The sequence below is a fragment of the Serinicoccus chungangensis genome (assembly GCF_006337125.1).
In the GTDB taxonomy this organism is placed as follows: Bacteria; Actinomycetota; Actinomycetes; order Actinomycetales; family Dermatophilaceae; genus Ornithinicoccus; species Ornithinicoccus chungangensis.
Map to the genome: position 1 here is coordinate 107,074 of NZ_CP040887.1, position 21,274 is coordinate 128,347.

Genomic DNA, 21,274 nt, shown 5'->3' on the forward strand with positions numbered 1-21,274 from the left:
ATGCCCTCGCTCCCCCCGCTGCCGCACCCGCACCTCATCGTGCTGCGCTCGGCGGCGACGCTCGTGCTGAGCGCGGTCGTGGCGCAGGCCGGGTGGGCGGCGGCCTTCATCGGCGGTGAGTTCGGCTACCGGGTGTTCCACGAGGTGGGGGCCTGGGTCACCCTGGCGCTGACGGTGGCCTGCGCGCTGGTCTACCTCGTCCTGCGCGCCTCGGCCGGGCCGGTCAACGTCACCCTCGCGGTCCTGCTCGCGGCGCTGGTGGCGGTCCAGACCGGGCTGGGGTCCTCCGGCGTCGTGGCCCCCCACGTCTTCCTCGGCGTGCTCATCGCCATGGTGGCCACCGCGCTGACGTCGTGGACCTACCGTCACACGCTCCCGGAGGGGAGCGTCAGCTCGAAGCCCCGCAGCCAGTAGCCCTCGATGAGGTGGTCCCAGCCCAGCTCGGGCTCGGCGACCAGCCGCGGGTGGTGCGCGAGCAGCCGCACCAGCAGCGCGTCCGACTCCAGCAGCGCCAGGGGCTGACCCGGGCACTTGTGCTCGCCGTCGCCGAAGGCGAGGCCGTAGCCGGCGGTGCCCCGCGGCATACCGCGGCCGGGGCACAGCTGCTGGGGGTCGGCGCCGACCGCCTCGGGGTCGGTGTTGGTGGCGCGCACGCACACGTCCACGAGGTCTCCGGGCGGGATCGTCCAGGTCTGCTCACCGTCGGTGATCTCGACGGGCTGACGGACCCGGCGGTAGAGGTGGCCGACGACCGGCTCGAGCCGGATGATCTCCTCCAGGACCGCCAGCCGCTCAGGCTGCTCCGCCGCCAGGTAGCGCTCCCGCAGGGCGTCGTCCCCGAGCAGGTGCCAGGCGGCCATGACGATGAACTCCCGCGTCGTCACCATGCCCGCGGTGCCGTAGGTGACGCACTCGACGAGGATGCTCGTGCGGCTGTAGCCCTCGTCGAGCAGGTGGCTGATGATGTCGGTGCGGCGCCGGCGGCGCCGCGCCCGGATGGCCGGACGGACGTCGTGCCACCACAGCCGGGCGACCGGCCACAACCCGTTGCGGGCCGCCCGGGCCCAGTCCCGGCGGCTACGCCCCAGGTCGTCGCGGGCGATGTCGAAGGGCGGCTGGTTGAAGAACGACACCAGCCGCCGCGAGAGCCCCGGCACGTCGGACTCGGTCAGCCCGACCAGCTCGGCGGTGACCTCGACGGTGTAGTGCAGCGCGGCCTCGTCGAGCCGGCACCGGCCGCTCTCCAGGGCCTGGGCCACCGTGCGGTCGGCCACCTGGGCCATGAGGTCGCCGTAGCGCTCGGTCACGACGGCCGGGGCGAGGAACCGCGCCACCTTGCGCCGCTGGTCGTCATGCGTGGGGCCGTCCGAGACGAGGACCGGGTGGTGCTCGAGACGGCCCTGGGGGATGGCCTCGGCGGTGAACCCGGCCTGGGTCGTCGCGTGCCGCGCCCGGAGCAGCTGGCGTGCGGGCTGCAGCGCGCGCAGCCGCCACACCGTGCTGACCCCGGGCCGGCCCCCGGCGTCCACCCGCTCCACCCGGGGGGTCGCCGGCTCCTCGGGGCGGCGCGCCCGCCGGGCCCCCTCGGCGCCCGGGCCGCCCTCGTCGGGGTGCGCGGGGCAGCTCATCGGGACAGGTAGCGCCCGGGGCGCAGGATGCCCTGCAGCGGGACGGTCCAGACGTCCTCGCCCTGCGCGCCCCAGCCGGCGAGCAGCTCGTTGGCCGCGAGCACCCCGGTCACGGCAGCGCGCTCCATGAGGGCCACCGGCCAGTCCACCCGCACGCCGTCGCCGGCGAGGGTGAGACCCGGGTGGGGCGTGGTGACGGTCGGCCGGTCGCGCCAGGGGCCGGTGCCGACCAGGCCGCAGTCGTCGTCGACGAGCAGCTCCTCGTGCCGGACCGTCAGCGCCGCGGTCTCGGGGTAGACCTCGTGCAGGGAGCGCAGCAGGCGCTCGCGGACGGCCGCGGTGTCGACGCCCCGCTCGCCGTCGCCGTCCGTCGCCGCCAGGGACGGGTCGCGGGCCGGGTCCACGGCATACGCGTGCAGCTCGACGACCGATCCGCCGTGCTCGGCGGACCAGCGTGCGGCGCCGGACTCGAAGCGCTCCAGCACGGTGACGTTGTCGAGCAGGTCGTAGCCGCTGGTGCCGAGGAAGGCCTCCCGGCCCTCGGCGACGTGCCCGTCCAGCCACACCCGCAGGACGACGAAGGGTGGTGCGTTGCGGCCGTCGGCCAGCCGCCGCTGCCAGTCTTCCTGGTCCGCGTCGTGGGCCGGCAGTCCCGCAGCCAGGGCCCGGGTCGTCCGGGGGTCGGTGGCCAGGACCACGGCGTCCGCGTCGAGGGTCTCGCCGTCCTCGAGCCGCACCCGCCACGGGGAGCCCTCGTCGTCCGCGGGCGCCTCGAGGTCCTGCACGCGGGTGCCGGTGCGCACGTCCGCGCCGTGGGCGAGGAGGTAGCGGTGCAGCGGCTCCCACAGCACGGTGTCGTAGTCGTCGTCCGGGACGTCGAAGAGCAGCCCCTCGGAGGAGCCGGTGAAGTAGGCGTGGAACATGCCCACCAGCTCCCCGGCGCCGAACTCGTCCGGGTGCGCGAAGAAGGACCGGGCGAAGACCTCCAGCGCCAGGTGCCGGGCGCCCTCGGGGAAGCGCAGCCGGTCCAGGAACGCCTGTGCCGACTCCCCGTCGTAGCGCTCGTGGCTCTCGGGGTAGGAGACGTCGATGAGCTCCACCGCGCTGGGCAGGTGCACCGAGGCCAGGCCGCGCAGCGGGAAGGTGGGGCTGCGGACCACGAAGGTCGCGAGGTTGGCGGGCGGGCTGGCGGGCAGGACCGCGAAGGAGTCCGTGAGGCCGTCACCCCGGCGCAGCGGGTAGTCGGGGACGGGGACGAGGTGGGCCAGGGTCGGGTCGACGCGGCGCAGCAGCGAGCGCAGCGTGTAGTACTGCCGGAAGAAGGCGTGGAAGCCCCGCGACATGGTGCGGTCGTCCTCGAGCGGCCACGCGCGGACCCGCCCACCGAGCTGGTCCTGGGCCTCGACGAGGGTCACCTGCGCCCCGCGCTCGGCGAGCACGGTGGCCGCGGCGATGCCCGCGATGCCGCCGCCGACCACGACCACCCGACGCGGCTCCCGGACCCTCGCCGTCCCGGCGGGGCCGGGATGGCGCACGGCGCGCCGGTCGCGCCCGGGCGGGATCGGACGCGTGCTCACGACGTCTCCCCCTCGTGCGGACGGCGGGCGAGCACGGTGTGCAGGATGCCGCGCTGCCACCCCCGGGGCGTGCTCCACCGCAGGTCCACCAGGCCGGCACGGTGCAGCCGCGCCGCCAGCTCGCCGGTGGAGTCGTTGTCCAGGACGCTGCGCCGCAGGTAGGCGTAGATCGCCGGGTTGCCGCGGGTGAGCGCCGCGAGCGGGGTGACCACGAGACGGCAGACCGCCGACCAGGTCAGCGCCGCCCGACGGTCCCCCTTGACGTGGTAGTCCTGCAGCGCCACCCAGCCCCCGGGGCGCACCTGGTCGACGATGGCGGCCACCACGTCGTCCCGCTGCCCGGCCGGCACGTTGCGCAGGAGGTATGCCGCGAGCACCCCGTCCGCGGTGCCGTCCAGCTCGGCGGCCGCCACGACCGGCAGGTCCTGGGCGAGCGCGTGCACGAAGCTGACGCCGGGCGGCCACTCCTTGGCGCGGGCCTGCGCCAGCATGCCCGCGGACGCGTCCAGGCCGACGATGCGTGCCCGGGGGCCGGCCGCCCCGACGAGGGCACCGGTCGACAGGCCGGAGCCGCACCCGAGGTCCCACAGCACGAGGGGGCCCTCCGGCAGGGCGCCCACCAGGTCGGCGGCGGCGCCGGCCAGGGCGCCGTGGTAGCCCGGGTTGAGCCGGGTCAGCAGGTCGTAGCGGCCCGCCGCGCGGTCGAACTCCTCGTCCAGCCGCGCCGTCGTCCTGCGCCCGGTCCTCGAAACGTCAGCCACGCTGCTCAGCCTATGCTGCGCCCCCGGCGCGGCGGCGCAGGTCACCCCGCAGGTCACCCCGCAGGGACGACAGATGTCACGGGTGCCGCCCCGTCCGACACCCTAGGTTGGTCGCCATGACCACTCCCGTGCTCGAGGTCGAGGGGCTGCGCCGCTCCTTCGGTCAGGCCACCGCCGTCGACGGCGTCAGCCTCAGCATCGCCCCCGGCGAGACGATGGGCCTCCTCGGGCCCAACGGCGCGGGCAAGACGACGACGATCTCGATGATCGCCGGGCTGCTGCGACCGGACGGCGGGTCGGTGCGCATCCAGGGGGTCGACATGGGCAGCGACCCCCTCGCCGCCAAGCGCCACCTGGGCCTCGTGCCGCAGGACCTGGCGATCTACCCCGAGCTCTCGGCACGCAGCAACCTGTCCTTCTTCGGTCGGCTGCAGGGCATGCGGGGGTCCACCCTGCGGCGTCGGGTCGCCGAGGTGCTGGAGGTCGTCGGCCTCACCGACCGCGCCACGGGAGCCAGCAAGACCTTCTCGGGGGGGATGAAGCGCCGGCTCAACATCGCCATCGGGCTGCTGCACGAGCCGCGGCTGCTCATCCTCGACGAGCCCACGGTCGGCGTCGACCCGCAGTCGCGCAACGCCATCCTGGAGTCGGTCGAGGCGCTGTCCGGGGAGGGGATGGCGGTGCTGTACACCACCCACTACATGGAGGAGGCGGAGCGGCTCTGCGACCGGATCGGCATCATCGACGCGGGTCGGGTCATCGCCGAGGGCACCCGGGACTCCCTGGTCGAGCTCACCGGCCGCACCGACACCGTGACCCTGGCCGGCGACGGCCCGCTGGAGGAGGTCGAGGCGGCGGTGGGCGCCATACCCGCCGTGCGCGAGGTCCACCGGGTCGCCGGCGAGGGACGCCTCGTCATGGTGGTGCAGGGGGCACCGCAGGCGATCAGCGCGATCGTGGCCACCGCCACCGCGGCGGGGATGGCGCTGCGCGACGTCGAGATCAACCGGCCCGACCTCGAGTCCGTCTTCCTGCACCTCACCGGCAAGGCGCTGCGGGACTGAGCATGCGACGCGTCCTGGTCATGGTGGGCTCGGACCTGCGGCAGCAGGTGCTGGACCGGTCGGTCTTCATCTTCGGCCTCGCCGTGCCGCTGGCGCTCATGTGGGTCTTCTCCCTCGTCTTCGCGCCGCTCACCCAGGACCTGGAGCCGGTCAGCGTCGCGGTGAGCGGACCGGCGGACGACCCGCTGACCCAGACCCTCAGGGAGACCCTGGGCGGGCTGGACGGAGCGGTGGACGTGACGGTCGTCGAGGCGGAGCCCGCCGACGTGCCGGGCCTGCTCGACGACGGCGAGGTGGGGGCGGCGGTCGCCGTCCCGGCCGGCTTCTCCGGCGCGCTCGCGGACGGCGCGGCACCGTCGGTGCGCGTGCGCCTCTCCGACTCGGTCGGCCTCGAGGGCGACGTCGTCACCGCGGTCGTGGACGGGGTGCTGCGGCAGTTCACCGCCACGGCGCGGACCGCCGCCGCCGCGGAGGAGCTGGGCGCGGGGCCCGGGCAGGTCGAGGCGGCGCTCTCCTCCGACGACGCGACCGGCCCCTCCGTCCGGTGGACGGCCGGCGCCGCGGACGACGAGCAGCTGTCCGCACGGGAGGGCATCGTCGCCGGGCAGGCCGGCTTCTTCCTGCTCTTCACCGTGGGCTTCGGGGTCCTCGGGCTGGTCGTCGAGCGGGAGTGGGGCACGCTCGCGCGGCTGCTGTCGATGCCCATCCCCGCGTGGTGGGTGCCGTTGTCCAAGGGGTTGTCGAGCTGGGTGCTGGGGGTCCTGGCGACCGGGGTGCTGCTGCTCGCCGGCGCCGTCCTCTTCGACGACGTGCACCTCGGCTCGCCTGGGGTGATCGCCGTGCTCCTCATGGCCGTCGTGGCCGCGGCGACCTCGATCATGTTCGTCATCGCCCGGGTCGCGCGCACCGCCGAGCAGGCGGGGGTGGCGCAGACCATCGTCGCGATCACCCTCGGCATGAGCGGCGGCTCCTTCTTCCGGGTGGGCTCCGAGGGGGTCCTCGGCCAGGTGCTGCAGCTCAACCCGGTCACCGCGCTGGGCCGCGGGCTCGGCATCACCTCCGGCGGCGGGGGCGTGACCGACCTGCTCCCGGTCCTCGCGGCCATGGGGCTGATGTGCGTGGCGATGACCGCGCTGGCCGTGCTGGTGCCGGGACGGAGGGACGTGCTGTGAGGGCGGTGCTGGCCATCTCGTGGGTGGAGCTGCGGCGCTTCTTCGCCGACCGGTCCAACCTGTTCTTCGTCCTCGTCCTCCCGCTGGCCATGGTCGCGGTCATCGGCTGGCAGTTCGGCAGCGACCGGACGGGGGCGCCCGTCTCGGTGCACGGACCGGGAGGTGCGGCGACGCAGGCCCTCGTCGCCGGGTGGGAGGACGCCGGCCTCGAGGTCACTTCCCGGGACTCGGCCGAGCGCGCCCGCGAGGACGTTTCCCGCGGCAGCGCCGAGGTCGCGGTGCTCGTCGACGCGGAGGCGGAGACGGCATACCGCGACGGCGTCCCGCTGGACCTGCAGGTCGTCAGCGGCTCCTCCTCCCAGGCCCCGGCCGTGGCCGAGGTGGTCCGGGCGCAGGCGGAGGCGGTCGCCCTCGAGGCCACGCAGGTCTCCCTGCTGGAGGGGTTCGGGGAGGAGCCCGCGGCGCGCGCGGCGCTGGACGACGCCGCGCGCCGGGTCCCCCCGGCCCGGCTGCTCGTGCAGCAGCCGCAGGACCCGGTGGCCGTGGCGTTCGAGGGGGCCGAGCGCTTCGACGGGGGTGCGGTCGCCCAGCTGCTGCTCTTCGTCTTCCTCAGCACCCTCAACGCCTCGGCGTCCCTCATCAAGGCGCGGCGGGACGGGGTGGTCCGGCGCACCCTGGCCGCGCCGGTGACGACGGCCCAGGCGATGGCCGGGCTGACGGCGGGTCGGGTGGTCATCGCGCTGGTCCAGGGCGGCTACATCATGACCGCCTCCAGCCTCCTCTTCGGGGTCCGGTGGGGCTCGCTGGGGGTGGCGCTGCTCGTGCTGCTCGTCTTCGCGCTCGTCGCGGCCGGCACGGCCATGGTCATCGGGGTGCTCGTGGACAGCGAGGGGGCCGCCAGCGGTCTGGCGGTGGGCGCCGGGCTGGTGATCGGCGCGGTCGGCGGCTCGATGGTGCCGCTCGAGCTCTACTCCGACTCGTTGCGGCGGGTCGCCCGGCTCACGCCGCACGCGTGGGCCAACGACGCCATGGCGCAGCTCCAGCGCCGCGGGGCGGACCTCGCCGACGTCCTCCCGCAGCTGGGCGTGCTCGCCGCGATGGCCGTCGGGGTGCTCCTGCTCGGCTCGGTGCTGCTCCGGCGCAGCCTCGCCCGCGCGATGTAGCCGGCGCTAGGGGGTGGGGGCGGCGGTGTGCTCGTCGTCGACCTGGACGGCGGCGCCGCTGAACTGCGCGGCGTGCAGACGGGCGTAGGCGCCCTCGCGCCGCAGCAGGTCGGCGTGCGTGCCCTGCTCGACGATGCGGCCGGCCTCCATGACGAGGATGAGGTCGGCGTCGCGGATCGTCGAGAGCCGGTGGGCGATGACGAAGCTGGTGCGGTCGGCCCGCAGCCGGGCCATCGCCTCCTGCACGAGCAGCTCGGTGCGGGTGTCCACCGAGCTGGTCGCCTCGTCCAGGATGAGCAGCGAGGGCTGGGCCACGAACGCCCGGGCGATGGTGATGAGCTGCTTCTCCCCGACGGACACGGCGCCCGCGTCGTCGTCGAGCACGGTGTCGTAGCCGTCGGGCAGGTGCTGGACGAACCGGTCGACGTAGGCCGCCTCGGCCGCCTCGCGCACCTCCTCGGCGCTCGCCCCCGGCCGGCCGTAGGCGATGTTGTCGGCGATGCTGCCCTCGAAGAGCCAGGTGTCCTGGAGGACCATGCCGACCCGGGAGCGCAGGTCCTCCCGGGTCAGGGTGGTGACGTCCCGGCCGTCCAGGGTGATCCTGCCGCCGTCCAGCTCGTAGAAGCGCAGGATGAGGTTGACCAGGGTGGTCTTGCCCGCGCCGGTGGGCCCGACGATCGCGACCGTCTGACCCGGCTCCGCGACGAGCGACAGGTCCTCGATGAGCGGCTCCTCGCCGTAGGAGAAGCGGACGTCCTCGAAGACGATGCGCCCGCTGCGGCCGCGGGGCGCCGGCGGCGCGTCCGCCGGGTCGGGCGACTGGCGCGGTGCGTCGAGCAGCTCGAAGGTGCGCTCCGCGGACGCCACGCCCGACTGGAGCAGGTTGGCCATGGAGGCGACCTGGGTCACCGGCTGGGTGAACTGGCGGGAGTACTGGATGAACGCCTGCACGCTGCCGAGCGACAGCGTGCCCGAGGTCACCCGCAGCGCCCCCACGACGGCCACCAGGACGTAGCCGAGGTTGCCGATGAGGAACATGGCGGGCATGATCACGCCGCTCATGAACTGCGCCCGCCAGGTGACGTCGTAGAGCTGCTCGTTGATCTCCCGCACCCGGCCGGCGACCTGCTCCCGCCGACCGAAGACGGTCACCAGCTCGTGGCCGGTGAAGGCCTCCTCGATCTGGCCGTTGAGGGTGCCGGTGTGCGCCCACTGGGCCTTGAAGAGCTTCTGGCTCCGGCGTGCGATGAGCACGGTGACCAGCACCGAGACCGGGACGGACAGCACCGCGATGAGGGTGAGCGTGGGCGAGATCCACAGCATCATGGCGAGGATCGCGACCACCGTGACGAGGGCGTTGAGCAGCTGGCCGAAGGTCTGCTGGAGCGTCTGCTGCAGGTTGTCCAGGTCGTTGGTGACCCGGGACAGGATCTCCCCGCGGGGCCGGCCGTCGAAGTAGGCCAGGGGCAGCTCGTGCAGCTGGTCCTCGGCGTCCGCCCGCAGGTCGCGGACGGTCCGCATCGAGATGCGGTTGACCAGCCGGGTCGAGACCCACATGAGCACCGCGGAGCCGGCGTAGAGGACGACGACCACGGCGACGGTGCGCCCGACGGCGCCGAAGTCGATGCCCTGACCCGGCACGAGGTAGGGCGTGCCCTCCACGAGGTCGGCCATGGTGTCCTGCCCGTCGGCCCGCAGCCCGCGGACCACCGCGTCCACGCTGGCGCCCTCCGGCATCCGCGCGCCCAGGAAGCCGGCGAAGACGTAGTTGGTGGCCCGGCCGAGCACCCGTGGCCCGAGGACGCTGAGCACCACCGCCACCAGGGTGAGCAGGACGGACAGCGCGACGTAGGCGCGGTAGGGGGCCAGCCGGCCGGCGAGCCGGCGGGCCGAGCCGGCGAAGTCGCTCGGCTTCTCGACGGGCACCGCCGCGCCGTGCGGCCCGCCGGGACCCCGGCGCGGTGGCGGGGCAGGAGCGCGGTCCTCGTCCTCGGTGCTCACGCGGCCACCTCCCCGTGCTGCTGCGACCGGACGATCTCGGCATACGTCGGGCAGGTCTCCACCAGCTCGGTATGCCTGCCGGTCCCCACGACGCGGCCCTCGTCGAGGACGACGATCTGGTCGGCGTCGGCGATGGTGTGGAGACGCGCTGCGCCACGACGAGGACCGTGGCGTCCCGGGTGAGCGGGCGCAGCGCGGCGCGCAGCCGCGCGTCGGTGGCGAGGTCCAGGGCCGAGAAGGAGTCGTCGAAGAGGTAGACGGACGGGCGGGCGACGAGCGCCCGCGCGATGCACAGCCGCTGCCGCTGGCCGCCCGAGACGTTGCCCCCGCCCTGGGCGACCGGGTGGTCCAGCCCCTCCGGGAAGGCGCGGACGAAGTCGTCGGCCTGGGCCACCCGCAGCGCCTCCCACAGCTGCTCGTCGGTGGCGTCGGGGTCGCCGAAGCGCAGGTTGCTGGCGACGGTGCCCGAGAAGAGGTAGGGCCGCTGCGGCACCAGGCCCACCCGCGACCAGAGCTGCTCCGGCGCCAGGTCGCGCACGTCCACGCCGTCCACGAGCACCGCGCCGCCGGTGACGTCGGCCAGCCGGGGCAGCAGCCGGACGAGGGTGGTCTTGCCCGAGCCGGTGGCCCCGACCACCGCGGTCGTGGTGCCGGGCCGGGCGACGAGGTCGATGTCGCGCAGGACCGGGTGCTCGGCCCCGGGGTAGGTGAAGGAGACGCCCCTCAGCTCGACCAGGCCGCGGGCGTCGGCCCGGGGTTCGCGTGGCTGCGCCGGGGCGACGACGCTGGTGCTGGTGCCGAGCACCGCGCCGATGCGCTCGGCGGAGACGGTGGCGCGCGGGATCATCGTCGCGACCATCGTCGCCATCATGATCGACATGAGGATCTGGATGAGGTAGCTGATGTAGGCGGTGAGCGCACCGACCTCCATCGCCCCCGAGGACACCCGGTGGGCGCCGAACCAGATGACGCCCACGCTGGAGAGGTTCATGACGAGCATGACGAAGGGGAACATCAGAGCCATGAGGTCGCCGAGACGCAGCCCGATGCCGGTGAGCTCGGCGTTGGTGCGGGCGAAGCGCTGCCGCTCCTGCGGCTCCCGGGTGAAGGCGCGGATGACCCGGATGCCGGTGATCTGCTCGCGCAGGACCCGGTTGACGGCGTCCAGCTGACGCTGGTTGGCCCGGAAGAGCGGCACCATCCGCGCGATGATCACCCCCATGCCGGTGAGCAGGACCGCGACGGCCACGGCGATGAGCGGGGAGAGGCCGACGTCCTGCCGGACCGCCATGACGACACCGCCGACGGCGGTGATGGGGGCGGCGACGAGCATGACGAGCGCCATGAAGGTCACCTGCTGCACCTGCTGGACGTCGTTGGTGCTGCGGGTGATGAGCGAGGGGGCCCCGAACTGGCCGAGCTCGCGGGTCGAGAAGGACAGGACCTGCTCCACCACCCCGGCCCGGAGGTCGCGGCCCACCCCCATCGCCGTCCGCGCCGCGGCCCACGTGGCGCAGATCTGGGCGGCCGCCTGGACGGCGCTGACCACGAGCATGACGCCGCCGACCCGCCAGATGTAGGGCAGGTCGGTCTGGACGATCCCGCGGTCGATGATGTCGGCGTTGAGGCTGGGCAGGTAGAGGCTGGCCAGGGTCGCCACCAGCTGCAGGAGCAGCACCGCCGCCACGAGCCCGGTGTAGGGCCGCAGGTGGCGGCGCAGCAGTCGGGTGAGCACCTCCTGATTGTGCACCCTCCCGCCGACAGCGGGCTGTGACCTCCCTCCCGACGGTGAGGTAAAGGGCATACCTGCAGGTCAGAACCGCTTTACGCTAGGTCGGTCAACCTGTCGCCGTGACCTGATCGTGATCTGATCGTGACGTCGGTCCGCTGGTATGCCGTTCCTCAGCGCCTAGGGTCGAAGACGGCCCGCGCGCGACCTGTCGGGGCCGCATCATTGAAGGAGATCATTCGTGAGCAGTGCTAGGCCAGGGGGATCCCCCCGCCGTGCTCTCTCCGCGATCGCCGTCCTGTCGCTGACCGGAGCCGTCCTGGCACCGCTGTCCGCCGCAGCCGACGAGGACGCGTTCGTGGCGCCGGGGTCCCCGGCGCCGGAGAGCAAGATCCAGGACAACCAGGCCACCGGTGCGGAGCTGGTGCCCAACTCCTACTTCGTCCAGCTCGCTGGACCCAGCACGAGCGCCGGCGGTTCGCTGGCCTCGATCGAGTCCCAGCGTGACCGCTTCCTCGCCGACGTGGACGCCTCCGGTGTCGAGCTCGAGGTGCGCTCGGAGTTCGAGACCCTGTGGAACGGCCTGTCGGTCACCGCCAGCGAGAGCTCGCTGGTCGAGCTGGCCGCCTCCGACGCGGTCGAGGCGATCTTCCCGGTCGGGGTCATCGACGCCCCCGAGCGGCCGCAGGACACCCAGATCGACCCGGAGCTGTTCACCGCCATCTCGATGACCGGCGCCGACATCGTGCAGAGCGAGCTCGGCTTCGACGGCACGGGGGTCAAGGTCGGCATCATCGACACCGGCATCGACTACGACCACCCGGACTTCGGTGGCAACGGCAGCCCCGGGAGCACGACCTTCCCCACGGAGCGGGTCGCCTTCGGCTACGACTTCGTCGGCGACGACTACAACGCCGACCCCGGCGCGGGCGACGCCTACCAGCCCAAGCCGTTCCCGGACGAGGACCCCGACGACTGCCAGGGTCACGGCACCCACGTGGCCGGCATCACCGGCGCCGACGGCGAGGTCACCGGCGTCGCCCCTGGCGTGACGCTGGGCGCCTACCGCGTCTTCGGCTGCGACGGCTCGACCGACGCCGACATCATGCTGCACGCCATGGAGCAGACGCTCACCGACGACATGGACGTCGTGAACCTCTCCATCGGCTCGGCCTTCTCCGCCTGGAAGGAGTACCCGACCGCGCAGGCCACCGACGCGCTCGCCCGCGAGGGTGTCGTCGTCGTCGCCTCCATCGGCAACTCCGGCGCCAACGGCCTGCACTCGATCGGCGCCCCCGGCGTCGGCGAGGACACCATCGGTGTCGGCTCGGTGGACAACACCAACTACGAGGCCAACTTCTTCTTCGACGAGGAGGGCACCGAGGTCCCCTACACCATCGGGTCGCCGGCGCCCGAGCCGCCGACCTCGGGTGAGGACGTCGTCGTGGCGGTCCACGAGCCCGGGACGACCGAGGCCCAGGCCTGCGGTACCGACCCGTTCACCGCCGAGGAGCAGGCCGTCATCGACGGCAACTGGGTGATGATCCAGCGCGGCACCTGCAGCTTCTACGAGAAGGCGGCCAACGGCCAGGCGGCCGGCGCGGCGGGCGTCATGCTCTACAACAACACCGGCGGCAGCATCAACCCCAGCCTGGCGGGCGACCCGGCCATCGAGGTCCCCGTCGTCATGGTCACCCAGGCCGACGGCGAGCGGCTGGCCGCGGACGCGCTGGCGACCGACGGCCACACGGTGACCTGGACCGACGAGCAGACCTCCGTGCCGAACCCGACCGGTGGTCTCATCAGCTCGTTCAGCTCCATCGGCACCATGGCCGACACCACCTTCAAGCCGGACCTGTCCGCCCCGGGTGGGCAGATCTACAGCACCTACCCGCTGGAGGCACAGCCCTACGCCACCCTCTCCGGCACCTCGATGGCGTCCCCGCACGTCGCCGGGGCCGCGGCCCTCATGCTCGAGGCCGACCCGGACCTGGGCGTCGAGGAGGTCAAGCTCAAGCTGCAGAACAGCTCGATGCAGCTGCCGCTCAACATCGCGCCGGCCGCCGGCCTGGAGCTGGTGCACCGGCAGGGCGCCGGCATGATCCAGATCGACGACTCGATCCTCGCCGAGGCGACGATCGAGCCGGGTCTGGTCCAGCTGGGGCAGCAGCTCTCCGGTGAGACCAGCACCCAGACGGTGACGCTGACCAACACCAGCGACGCCGAACAGGTCTACGCGGTGGAGCACGCGCCCGCCGTGGCCACCTCCGGCACGGCGAACGACTTCGGCTACTACCTGGCCCCGGCCGACGTCACCGTCGCGCCGAGCGTGGTCGTGCCCGCGGGCGCGAGCGTGGAGGTCCCGATGACCATCACGTCGCCGGCGGTCGACGGTGAGATGGGGCCGATCTTCGGCGGTTACGTCACCTTCACCACCGGTGAGGGCGAGGAGGCCGACTCCTACTCGGTCGCCTACGGCGGTCACGCGGCCGACCTGCAGGAGACCGAGGTGCTCGCGGACATGGTGGACGCCGACGGCGCCGTCACCGTCGAGCTCCCGGCCCTGGGTGCGGTCGCCGACTGCGCCATCTGGCAGGGCTACGAGTGCGTCGACCCGGCCGGCAGCTACGACCTGGTCGAGGAGGGCACGACCTTCTCCATGGAGCAGGACGACGCCCCGCAGTTCCTCGTCCACTTCGAGCACCAGGCCCGGCGCATGGAGTGGGAGGTCTTCGCGGCGAACGAGGACGGCACCAAGGGCGAGTCCCTGGGCACCGTCGCCGAGGTGGACTACCTCGCCCGCTCCGCCACCCGCAACGGCTTCTCCGCCTACCCGTGGGACGGCATGATGATCGACGACAACGGCGCCAAGGTCCGGGTCCCGGACGGCGACTACGTCATGGAGATCGTCGTCACCAAGGCGAAGGCGTGGAACGACGACCGCGAGGCGCAGACCGAGACCTGGGACAGCCCGGTCTTCGGGATCGCCTTCGAGGGCTCTGACTACGGCAACGAGGACCGCCCGGCGGTCCAGCGCACGCTCGGCCAGGACCGGTACTCCACCGCCTCCGAGCTGGCGGTCGAGGCCTTCCCGCAGGGCGTGGACACGGTCTTCGTCGCCAGCGGTCTGGCCTTCCCGGACGCCCTGGCCGGCGGTGCCCTCGCGGGCTCCGACGAGGCTCCCGTCCTGCTGACCCGCCCGGACATGATCCCGGCGGCGACGCGGATGGCGCTGCAGCAGCTCGGCCCGGACAGCATCGTCGTCCTCGGTGGCGACGGCGCGGTGAGCGACGACGTCGTCACGGCGCTCGGCGAGTACGCCGACGTCGAGCGGCTCGCGGGCGCCAACCGGTACGAGACGGCCGTCGACGTCAGCCAGGCCCAGGCCGACGACGCCGACATCGTCTTCCTCGCCAGCGGCAAGGACTACCCGGACGCCCTCGCGGCGGCCGCGGCGGCCGGGATGGAGGACTCCGCGGTCCTGCTGACCCGTCCGGACCTGCTGCCGGGCGCGACGGCGGACGAGCTCGAGCGGCTCTCGCCGGAGACGGTCTACGTCGTCGGTGGCGAGGCTGCGGTCTCCTCCGACGTGGCGACCGCCGCCGGTGCCGACGCCGGTGAGGTCGTCCGGCTGAGCGGGACCAACCGCTACGGCACGGCCGCCGCGGTGGCGGCGGAGTTCTTCCCGACCCCGGCCCCGGGCGCCTTCCTGGCGACCGGTGCGGAGTTCCCGGACGCCCTGGCGGCGGCCCCGGTGGCGGCGATGAACACCATGCCCGTGCTGCTCACGCGGCCGGACATGCTGCCGAGCCCGACCGTCGACGCGATGACCAGCCTGCGGGCGCAGATGGTCCACATCGTCGGTGGCTACGGCGCGGTCAACCTCTCGGTCCAGGAGACCCTGGAGGCCGTCGTCTACCCGTGAGGTCAGCGACCTGACGGACCGACACCGGCAGGCCCCCGCCGCGCACCGCGCGGCGGGGGCCTGCCGCGTCCCCGGGGCGCCGTGGACGCGGCGCGGCCGACCGTGGATGTCCCGCCGGGGCGGCAGACGCACGGCCGGGACGGCGCTTGCGAGCCTCAGAGGTATGCCGCGAGCCGCGCCAGACCGTCCGCGCCCAGGACCTCGTCCGGCAGCAGCGGGACCTGCGTCACCGGGAGGTGCGGGAGGGCGTCGGCGAGCTGCGCGACATACCCCTCCTCCAGCTCCCGGCGCGCGGCGAGCAGGTCGCCGGCGTCGGCGGGGGAGCGCTTGTTGACCACGAGCGCGCCCACGCCCATGCCCGCCCGGGTCAGCTGCTCGTGCAGCTCCACGGTCTCCAGGACGGGGAGGCGCTCGGCGGCGAGCACGATGACGAAGGCGCTGCGCGCCGGGTCCTGCAGCACCGCCCGCAGCTGCGCGAAGCGCGCCTGCCTCCGGTCCAGGATCTGGCGGATCTCGGCGTCCCGACGCGTGCGGCGGTCCGGTGCCGCGGCCTGACCGACGCCCCGCGAGCTGCCCAGGACGTCCGCCGCGGCCCGCTCACCGGCGTCCTGGCGGGGCCGGCCCTGCAGCCCGCGCAGGGCTGCGCCGAAGCGGGCCGAGCGGTCCTGCCGGCGCAGCAGCCCCTCGGTCCACGCCTGCATGAGCTCGGGCAGCGCGACGAGCCGGGAGGTGTGCCCGGACGGCGCGGTGTCGAAGACGACGAGCTCGTCGGGGAGGCGCTGCTCGAGCACCTCGGCGATCCGCTCCAGGACGGCGGCCTCGTGGGTGCCGGGGGCGTCGCGGGCGAGCTCGAGGTGCCGGGTGACCTCGCCCTGCAGGTGCTCGGGCATGAGGCGGTGCATGGTCTCCCGCACGGCCCGCAGGTGCTCGTCGGTGGTGCGGGCGGGGTCGATCTCCAGGCCGCGCAGCAGCGGGGCCAGCTCGACGGTCTCGTCGCCGATCCGCCGGCCCCACAGGTGGCCCAGGTTGTGCGCCGGGTCGGTCGAGACGACGAGCACCCGGCGCCCGCCGCGGGCGAGGGCGAGACCGAGCGCGGAGGCGACCGCGGTCTTGCCGACCCCGCCCTTGCCGCCGACGAAGAGGACCTCCCGCCCGTCCGCCAGCCCGCTCAGCACGCGCGTCCCCCGGTCAGCAGCACGAAAAGTGGTCCAGCGGGCTGCGGTCCAGGCCCATCCGACGGTGCCAGTCGTGCACCTGGTCGTAGACCACCGGCAGCAGCTCGACGGTGTAGTAGCTCGCCGGGTTGGGCACGCCGAGCGCCTCGGCCATGACGACGACCATGAAGAGGTCGTCCTCGTCCTGCTGCGCCCGGGCGAAGGTCCGCGCGTAGGGCCCGGCGAACACCTCGCGCAGCACCCCGGCCGCCGACCGCAGGCGCGCGGTCGGCGACGGGGCTCCGGACCGGGTCAGCTCTCGTCCGACCTGGACCGGTCCATCTCGCCCGAGGAGGCCACCTCGGCGGCGGACAGCTGCTCGAGCTCGGCGTCGTCGTCGCCCCGGAAGTCCCGCGCCTTGCGCATGGCCCCCAGCGCCTCGACCATCACCCACAGCGAGGCGACGAGGATGACGATGTCGAGGACGAGCAGCAGCCAGTTGCCCTCGGACCAGAAGGTGCCCAGCTGGATGAAGAGGGCGTAGAGGGTCATGACACCGACGAACCCGAGCGGGATGAGCGCGGGAAGTGCGGTGCGGCCCCGGCGCAGCAGCATGATCGCCACGATCGACAGGGTCAGGGCGGCGAGCAGCTGGTTGGTGGTGCCGAAGAGCGGCCAGATGAGCATGCCGCCCGAGCCGTCGACGCCGGCCCCGAAGGTCAGCGCGAGGGCGACACCCACGGCGACCAGCGTGGCGACGCCCTTGCCGAGCCGGACGCCGGCGATCTCGCCGATCTCCTGGACGACGAAGCGCTGCAGCCGCACGCCGGTGTCCATCGTCGTCGCGGCGAAGAGGATCGCGGTCGTCGCGAGGATGGTCGCCGACAGCGACTGGGGCAGGCCCAGGCCGCTCTCGACGATGGCGCCGCCCCCGGAGACGAAGGCGCCGACGCTGCCCTGCCCGAAGGCCGAGTAGACCTCTTCCCAGGCCGCGAGCGTCTGGAATCCGGCGGTGGCCGCGATGATCGCGCCCAGCGCCAGCAGGCCCTCGCCGACGGCGCCGAAGTACCCGACGAAGCGGGCGTCGCTCTCCTTGTCCAGCTGCTTGGAGCTGGTGCCGGAGCTGACCATGCCGTGGAACCCGGAGACGGCGCCGCAGGCGATGGTGACGAAGAGCAGCGGGACGATCGAGGGGGTGCCCTCCGGCACGTTGCCGTTGACGGCCGGCGCGACGATCTCGGGGCGGGCCAGCAGCACCGAGCCGTAGAGGATGCCCAGCGCGATGAACAGCTGGAGGCCGTTGATGTAGTCGCGCGGCTGCAGCAGCACCCAGACCGGCAGCATGGAGGCGATGCCGGCGTAGACGAAGAGCAGGATGATCCAGACCGCGTTGGCCGGCAGCCCGGCGACGGTCTCCGGCAGCGCGAGCGGCACCTGGTCGCCGACCCAGATGAGCGCGTAGAGCGCGACGACGCCGACGACCGAGACCAGCGGCAGGCTCCAGCGCAGCCGGTAGATGGCCTGGCCGACGAGGAGCGCGACGAGCAGCGCGCCCCAGGTGGGGATGACGGCCGTGGGGGTGCTGACGAGCAGGCCGGCGATGACCACCGCGAAGGCCGCGTTGACCATGAGGAGCAGCAGGAAGATGACGACGAGGAAGAGGTTGCGGCCGCGGGCGCCGATGTAGCGGCCCGACAGCGCCCCCATCGACTGGCCCTTGTTGCGGACCGAGGCCCACAGGGCGCCCAGGTCGTGCATGCCCGCGAAGAAGACGGTGCCGATGGTCACCCACAGGAAGGCCGGCAGCCAGCCCCAGATGACCGCGATGGCCGGGCCGACGATCGGCGCCGCGCCCGCGACGGAGGTGAAGTGGTGCCCCCACAGGACGTACTTGTTGGTGGGGACGTAGTCGACCCCGTCCTCGAGCTGGTGGGCCGGGGTCGGCCGGGAGTCGTCGAGGGCGTAGATCTTGGTGGCCAGGAAGCGCGAGTAGAGCGCGTACCCGGCCAGGATCATGGTCACCCCGATGAGGGCGAGGAGGAGCGAGTTCATGGCGGTCTCCGTTGACGGCGCGGCACCTGGCGGCCTCAATCTACCCGACGCGTGCTCCTCGTGCGTCACTTCCGTCCCGTGCGCCACGAGGTATGCCGCGCCGCGCGGCACGGTGGGGTGACGCCGGGAGGACGGTCAGAGGGTCGGGGCGGGCGCGACCTCGATGTCACCGAGGGTCGTCTCGACGTCGATGACCGACGGGGCGTCCGGCGCCTCGTCCACGCGCACGTCCCGGTCACCCTGGCTGGTGGCGGTGGTCACGGCATACTCCTGCGACCCGGGCACCTCGACGTCGACGTCGCCGAGGGTCGTCCGCACCCGCAGCAGCTCCGGCGGCTCCTCACCGGTGTGCTGGACGGTGACGTGACCCGCCGTGCTGCGCACGACGGCGCGCGGGGGTGCGCCGGACAGGCTGATGTCGCCGGCGGTGACCTCCACCTGCACCTCACCGGTGCTGGTGACGTCGACGTCGCCGAAGGTCCCGTCGATCTCCAGCGCCGTGCCCGCCGGCACCCGCACGAGCAGGTCCTGGGAGCAGACGCCGAGGTTGCTGCCGGTGCAGGGCGCCTCGACCTGCACCGTCCCCGTGTCCGTCGCGGGGCTGGTGCTCACCCGCGGCCGGTTGAGCGTCCACCGGGCCGTGGCCGTGACGCTCGGCTCCTCGCCCGCCGCCAGCTCGCGCACCTCCACGTCCCCGCGGGGCGCCTGGAGCACGAGCCGGGTCATCGACGCGGGCAGCGCCGAGGTCTGCGAGCCCTCCTGCGTCATCATCGCGGGGGCGGTGCTGAGGGCGCCGCCGGCGACCAGGACCGCCGTCACCGCGCCCCCCACGGCCCGCAGCGCGGGGTAGGGCCGGCGCGCCCGCACGGCGCGTGCCTGCGCCCGGGCCGCGCTGCGGTCGGCGGCGCTCACCCCCCCTCCCCGTGCTCGAGCCACTGCAGGACGGCCAGCACCCGGCGGTGGTCGTCCTCGGTCGGCGGCAGGTCGAGCTTGCCGAAGATGGAGGAGACGTTCTTCTCCACCGCGCCCTCGCCGATGAACAGCTCGCGGCTGATCGCGCTGTTGGTGCGCCCCTGCGCCATGAGCCTCATGACGTCGCGCTCCCGGGGGGTCAGCCGCTCCAGCGGGTCGACGTTGCGGGCCCGCGACATGAGCTGGGAGACGACCTCGGGGTCGAGGGCCGTCCCGCCCGCGGCGACGGTGCGCAGCGCCTCGACGAATTCCTGGGTGTCGGCCACCCGGTCCTTGAGCAGGTAGCCGACCCCGCGCGGGCGCCCGGCGAGCAGCTCGGTGGCGTAGCGCTCCTCGACGTACTGGCTCAGCACGACCACGGCGACCTCGGGCAGCTCGGCGCGCACGGCGAGGGCGGCCTGCAGCCCCTCGGCCGTGAAGGTCGGGGGCATGCGCACGTCGACGACGACGAGGTCCGGGCGGTGCTCGCGCACCGAGCGGGCGAAGGTCTCGGCGTCCGGGCAGGCGTCGACCACGTCGAAGCCGGTGGCCCCGAGCAGCCGCACGATGCCGTCCCGCAGCAGCACCGAGTCCTCGGCGAGGATGACCCGCAACGGAGCCGGGGTGCCGGGCGCGGCCGCCGCCGGGGTGCCGGTGCTCATCGCGGCTCCCGGGTCCGCAGGGGCAGGGTGATCGCGACGGTGGTGCCGGTGCCGACGGGGGAGTGCACGTGCAGCTCGCCGTCGACGGCGCCGACCCGCTGGCGCAGCCCGGTGAGGCCGCTGCCGCCGCCCACGACCGCGCCGCCCGACCCGTCGTCGGTGACCGTGATCGCGAGCAGGTCCCCAGTGAGGCCGCGCGCGGTGCCGAGCTCGACCCCCGCGCGGGTGGCCCGCGCGTGCTTGGCGACGTTGGTGAGGGCCTCGGAGACGGAGAAGTAGGCGATGGCCTCGGTCGTCGGGTCCAGCCGGCCGGCGGGCAGCCGCGAGGTGACGGTGACCGGGACGGGGCTGCGGGCCGCGAGCGCCGAGACCGCGGCGTCCAGCCCGCGGTCGGTGAGGATGGGCGGGACGATGCCGCGGGCGACCTGCCGCATCTCGGTGATGGCCTCCTTGCTCGAGGCGTGCGCCTCGTCCAGCAGCTCGCGCACCTGCCGGGCGGCCTCCGGGTCGTCGGGGTTGCGGTCCAGGGCGTCCCGCGCCAGGCCCAGCGTCATGGCCACCGAGACGAGGCGCTGCTGCGGCCCGTCGTGCAGGTCGCGCTCGATCCGTCGGCGCTCGGCCTCGACCGAGTCCAGGGTGTCCTCGCGCGAGGTGGTGAGGGTGTCGACCCGCTCGCTCATCCGGCGCAGCTGGGCCTGCGGGTCCTCGCCCACGAGCCACCGCGCGAGCACGACGTCGACGCTCGCCAGACCCCGCGCGACCCACGGCATGCCGAGCACGAGGACGACGCCGACCAACCAGGCGAGCGTCATCCCCACCACGGAGTCGACCCGCAAGGTCCCGAGGACGGTGACGCCCCCGGCCACCGGCCCCCACAGCGGCAGGGTCGCGAGCAGGACGCCCTGGACGAGCAGGGCGAGGGTGAGGCCGCCGGCGACGAGCCCCCACAGCCCGTGCAGACCCACCCAGCCCAGAGCCCGCAGCCGTCGCTCGTCCAGGCCCAGGGCGCGGCGCCACCCCGGGGCGGTCGACGGCGCCCGCTGACCGATGTCCAGGCCGAGGAAGGCGGCGATGCGGTGGCGCTCCAGGACGGAGAGGCCGTAGGACCCCCAGATGGCCGGGACCAGCACCAGGACGCCGACACCGGCGCCGAGGACCCCGAAGAACCCGCCGATCGCCAGACCCGCCAGGGCCAGGGCCGCGACGGCGGTGAAGAGGCTCGTCACGAGGTAGCAGACGGTCCACCAGTGGTCGAGGAGGCGGGAGCCGCGCCGCGCCTCGGCGGCCCGTGCGGGTGGGCGACCGGGCGGGGAGGACAGGGCCGGGGCGTCGTCCTCGACGGTGTCGCCCGGACCGCTGACCAGCCGGGGCATGCGGGCCGGGTCGGCTCCCGGGGCCCCGGGGGCCTGCATCGACGGACTGCTCATGCCGACCA

At 73.9% G+C, this 21,274-nt stretch carries 15 protein-coding genes and 1 pseudogene; 5 read left to right on the forward strand and 11 right to left on the reverse strand.

Features of this window, described 5'->3' with window-relative positions:
* Complete coding sequence (locus FHD63_RS00445) at positions 1–414, forward strand: hypothetical protein (RefSeq protein ID WP_139719194.1); 414 nt, start codon at positions 1–3, stop codon at positions 412–414.
* Here the strand turns inward: FHD63_RS00445 and FHD63_RS00450 are convergent.
* Genes FHD63_RS00450 through FHD63_RS00460 form a run of 3 tightly spaced genes read right to left on the reverse strand, consistent with a single transcriptional unit; the run spans position 366 to position 3,966 of the window.
* Entirely contained in the window at positions 366–1,628 is a 1,263-nt protein-coding gene (locus FHD63_RS00450) for a cytochrome P450 (protein WP_170215581.1), read from the reverse strand. The two genes, FHD63_RS00445 and FHD63_RS00450, sit on opposite strands and share 49 nt — an antisense overlap.
* Positions 1,625–3,205 carry an FAD-dependent oxidoreductase gene (locus FHD63_RS00455; RefSeq protein ID WP_139719197.1) on the reverse strand — a complete coding sequence of 527 codons (1,581 nt, stop codon included), beginning with the start codon at positions 3,203–3,205 and terminating at the stop codon, positions 1,625–1,627. The genes FHD63_RS00450 and FHD63_RS00455 overlap by 4 nt, the downstream gene beginning before the upstream one ends.
* Entirely contained in the window at positions 3,202–3,966 is a 765-nt protein-coding gene (locus FHD63_RS00460; protein WP_202978396.1) for a methyltransferase domain-containing protein, read from the reverse strand. The genes FHD63_RS00455 and FHD63_RS00460 overlap by 4 nt, the downstream gene beginning before the upstream one ends.
* A 116-nt stretch (positions 3,967–4,082) precedes the next feature.
* Here FHD63_RS00460 and FHD63_RS00465 point away from each other — a divergent pair, with 116 nt between their 5' ends.
* The 3 genes from FHD63_RS00465 to FHD63_RS00475 are packed head-to-tail and all read left to right on the forward strand — an operon-like array spanning position 4,083 to position 7,365.
* Positions 4,083–5,030 (forward strand): ABC transporter ATP-binding protein, encoded by a 948-nt coding sequence (locus tag FHD63_RS00465; protein ID WP_139719199.1) that lies wholly within the window; start codon positions 4,083–4,085, stop codon positions 5,028–5,030.
* Between the two features lie 2 nt (positions 5,031–5,032).
* Positions 5,033–6,202 carry an ABC transporter permease gene (locus FHD63_RS00470; RefSeq protein ID WP_139719201.1) on the forward strand — a complete coding sequence of 390 codons (1,170 nt, stop codon included), beginning with the start codon at positions 5,033–5,035 and terminating at the stop codon, positions 6,200–6,202.
* Entirely contained in the window at positions 6,199–7,365 is a 1,167-nt protein-coding gene (locus tag FHD63_RS00475) for an ABC transporter permease (protein ID WP_238705713.1), read from the forward strand. Before FHD63_RS00470 ends, FHD63_RS00475 begins: the two co-directional genes overlap by 4 nt.
* Before the next feature lie 6 nt (positions 7,366–7,371).
* Here the strand turns inward: FHD63_RS00475 and FHD63_RS00480 are convergent, their stop codons facing one another.
* Positions 7,372–9,366, reverse strand: coding sequence for an ABC transporter ATP-binding protein (locus FHD63_RS00480; RefSeq protein ID WP_139719202.1), 1,995 nt, complete (start codon positions 9,364–9,366; stop codon positions 7,372–7,374).
* Positions 9,363–11,101: pseudogene (locus FHD63_RS00485) on the reverse strand (ABC transporter ATP-binding protein). Before FHD63_RS00485 ends, FHD63_RS00480 begins: the two are co-directional and overlap by 4 nt.
* A 235-nt stretch (positions 11,102–11,336) precedes the next feature.
* On the opposite strand from FHD63_RS00485, the gene FHD63_RS16810 reads away from it, so the two are divergent.
* Positions 11,337–15,020: a cell wall-binding repeat-containing protein gene (locus tag FHD63_RS16810; RefSeq protein ID WP_139719204.1), complete on the forward strand. Its 3,684-nt coding sequence runs from the start codon at positions 11,337–11,339 to the stop codon at positions 15,018–15,020.
* A 155-nt stretch (positions 15,021–15,175) separates the two neighbouring features.
* On the opposite strand, the gene FHD63_RS00495 is transcribed toward FHD63_RS16810, so the two are convergent.
* From FHD63_RS00495 to FHD63_RS00520, 6 genes are all read right to left on the reverse strand, one after another.
* On the reverse strand, positions 15,176–16,195 hold the full coding sequence (locus tag FHD63_RS00495) for an ArsA family ATPase (protein ID WP_139719206.1): 1,020 nt from the start codon (positions 16,193–16,195) through the stop codon (positions 15,176–15,178).
* 13 nt (positions 16,196–16,208) lie between these two features.
* Positions 16,209–16,454, reverse strand: coding sequence for a cory-CC-star protein (locus FHD63_RS00500; protein ID WP_139722903.1), 246 nt, complete (start codon positions 16,452–16,454; stop codon positions 16,209–16,211).
* Between the two features lie 32 nt (positions 16,455–16,486).
* Positions 16,487–18,226, reverse strand: coding sequence for a carbon starvation CstA family protein (locus tag FHD63_RS00505; protein ID WP_139719208.1), 1,740 nt, complete (start codon positions 18,224–18,226; stop codon positions 16,487–16,489).
* 135 nt (positions 18,227–18,361) lie between these two features.
* The gene (locus FHD63_RS00510) at positions 18,362–19,138 is read right to left on the reverse strand and encodes a DUF4097 family beta strand repeat-containing protein (RefSeq protein ID WP_139719210.1); all 777 of its coding nucleotides are present in this window, start codon (positions 19,136–19,138) and stop codon (positions 18,362–18,364) included.
* Complete coding sequence (locus FHD63_RS00515) at positions 19,135–19,839, reverse strand: response regulator transcription factor (RefSeq protein WP_139719212.1); 705 nt, start codon at positions 19,837–19,839, stop codon at positions 19,135–19,137. Before FHD63_RS00515 ends, FHD63_RS00510 begins: the two co-directional genes overlap by 4 nt.
* Positions 19,836–21,266 carry a sensor histidine kinase gene (locus FHD63_RS00520; RefSeq protein WP_139719213.1) on the reverse strand — a complete coding sequence of 477 codons (1,431 nt, stop codon included), beginning with the start codon at positions 21,264–21,266 and terminating at the stop codon, positions 19,836–19,838. Before FHD63_RS00520 ends, FHD63_RS00515 begins: the two co-directional genes overlap by 4 nt.
* Between the last annotated feature and the right edge of the window lie 8 nt (positions 21,267–21,274).

Coding starts and splice junctions, on each gene's coding strand:
- FHD63_RS00470 (WP_139719201.1), top strand. CDS start 5,033: ATGCGACGCGTCCTGGTCATGGTGGGCTCGGACCTGCGGCAGCAGGTG.
- FHD63_RS00515 (WP_139719212.1), bottom strand. CDS start 19,839: ATGAGCACCGGCACCCCGGCGGCGGCCGCGCCCGGCACCCCGGCTCCG.
- FHD63_RS00520 (WP_139719213.1), bottom strand. CDS start 21,266: ATGAGCAGTCCGTCGATGCAGGCCCCCGGGGCCCCGGGAGCCGACCCG.
- FHD63_RS00450 (WP_170215581.1), bottom strand. CDS start 1,628: ATGAGCTGCCCCGCGCACCCCGACGAGGGCGGCCCGGGCGCCGAGGGG.
- FHD63_RS00465 (WP_139719199.1), top strand. CDS start 4,083: ATGACCACTCCCGTGCTCGAGGTCGAGGGGCTGCGCCGCTCCTTCGGT.
- FHD63_RS00505 (WP_139719208.1), bottom strand. CDS start 18,226: ATGAACTCGCTCCTCCTCGCCCTCATCGGGGTGACCATGATCCTGGCC.
- FHD63_RS00445 (WP_139719194.1), top strand. CDS start 1: ATGCCCTCGCTCCCCCCGCTGCCGCACCCGCACCTCATCGTGCTGCGC.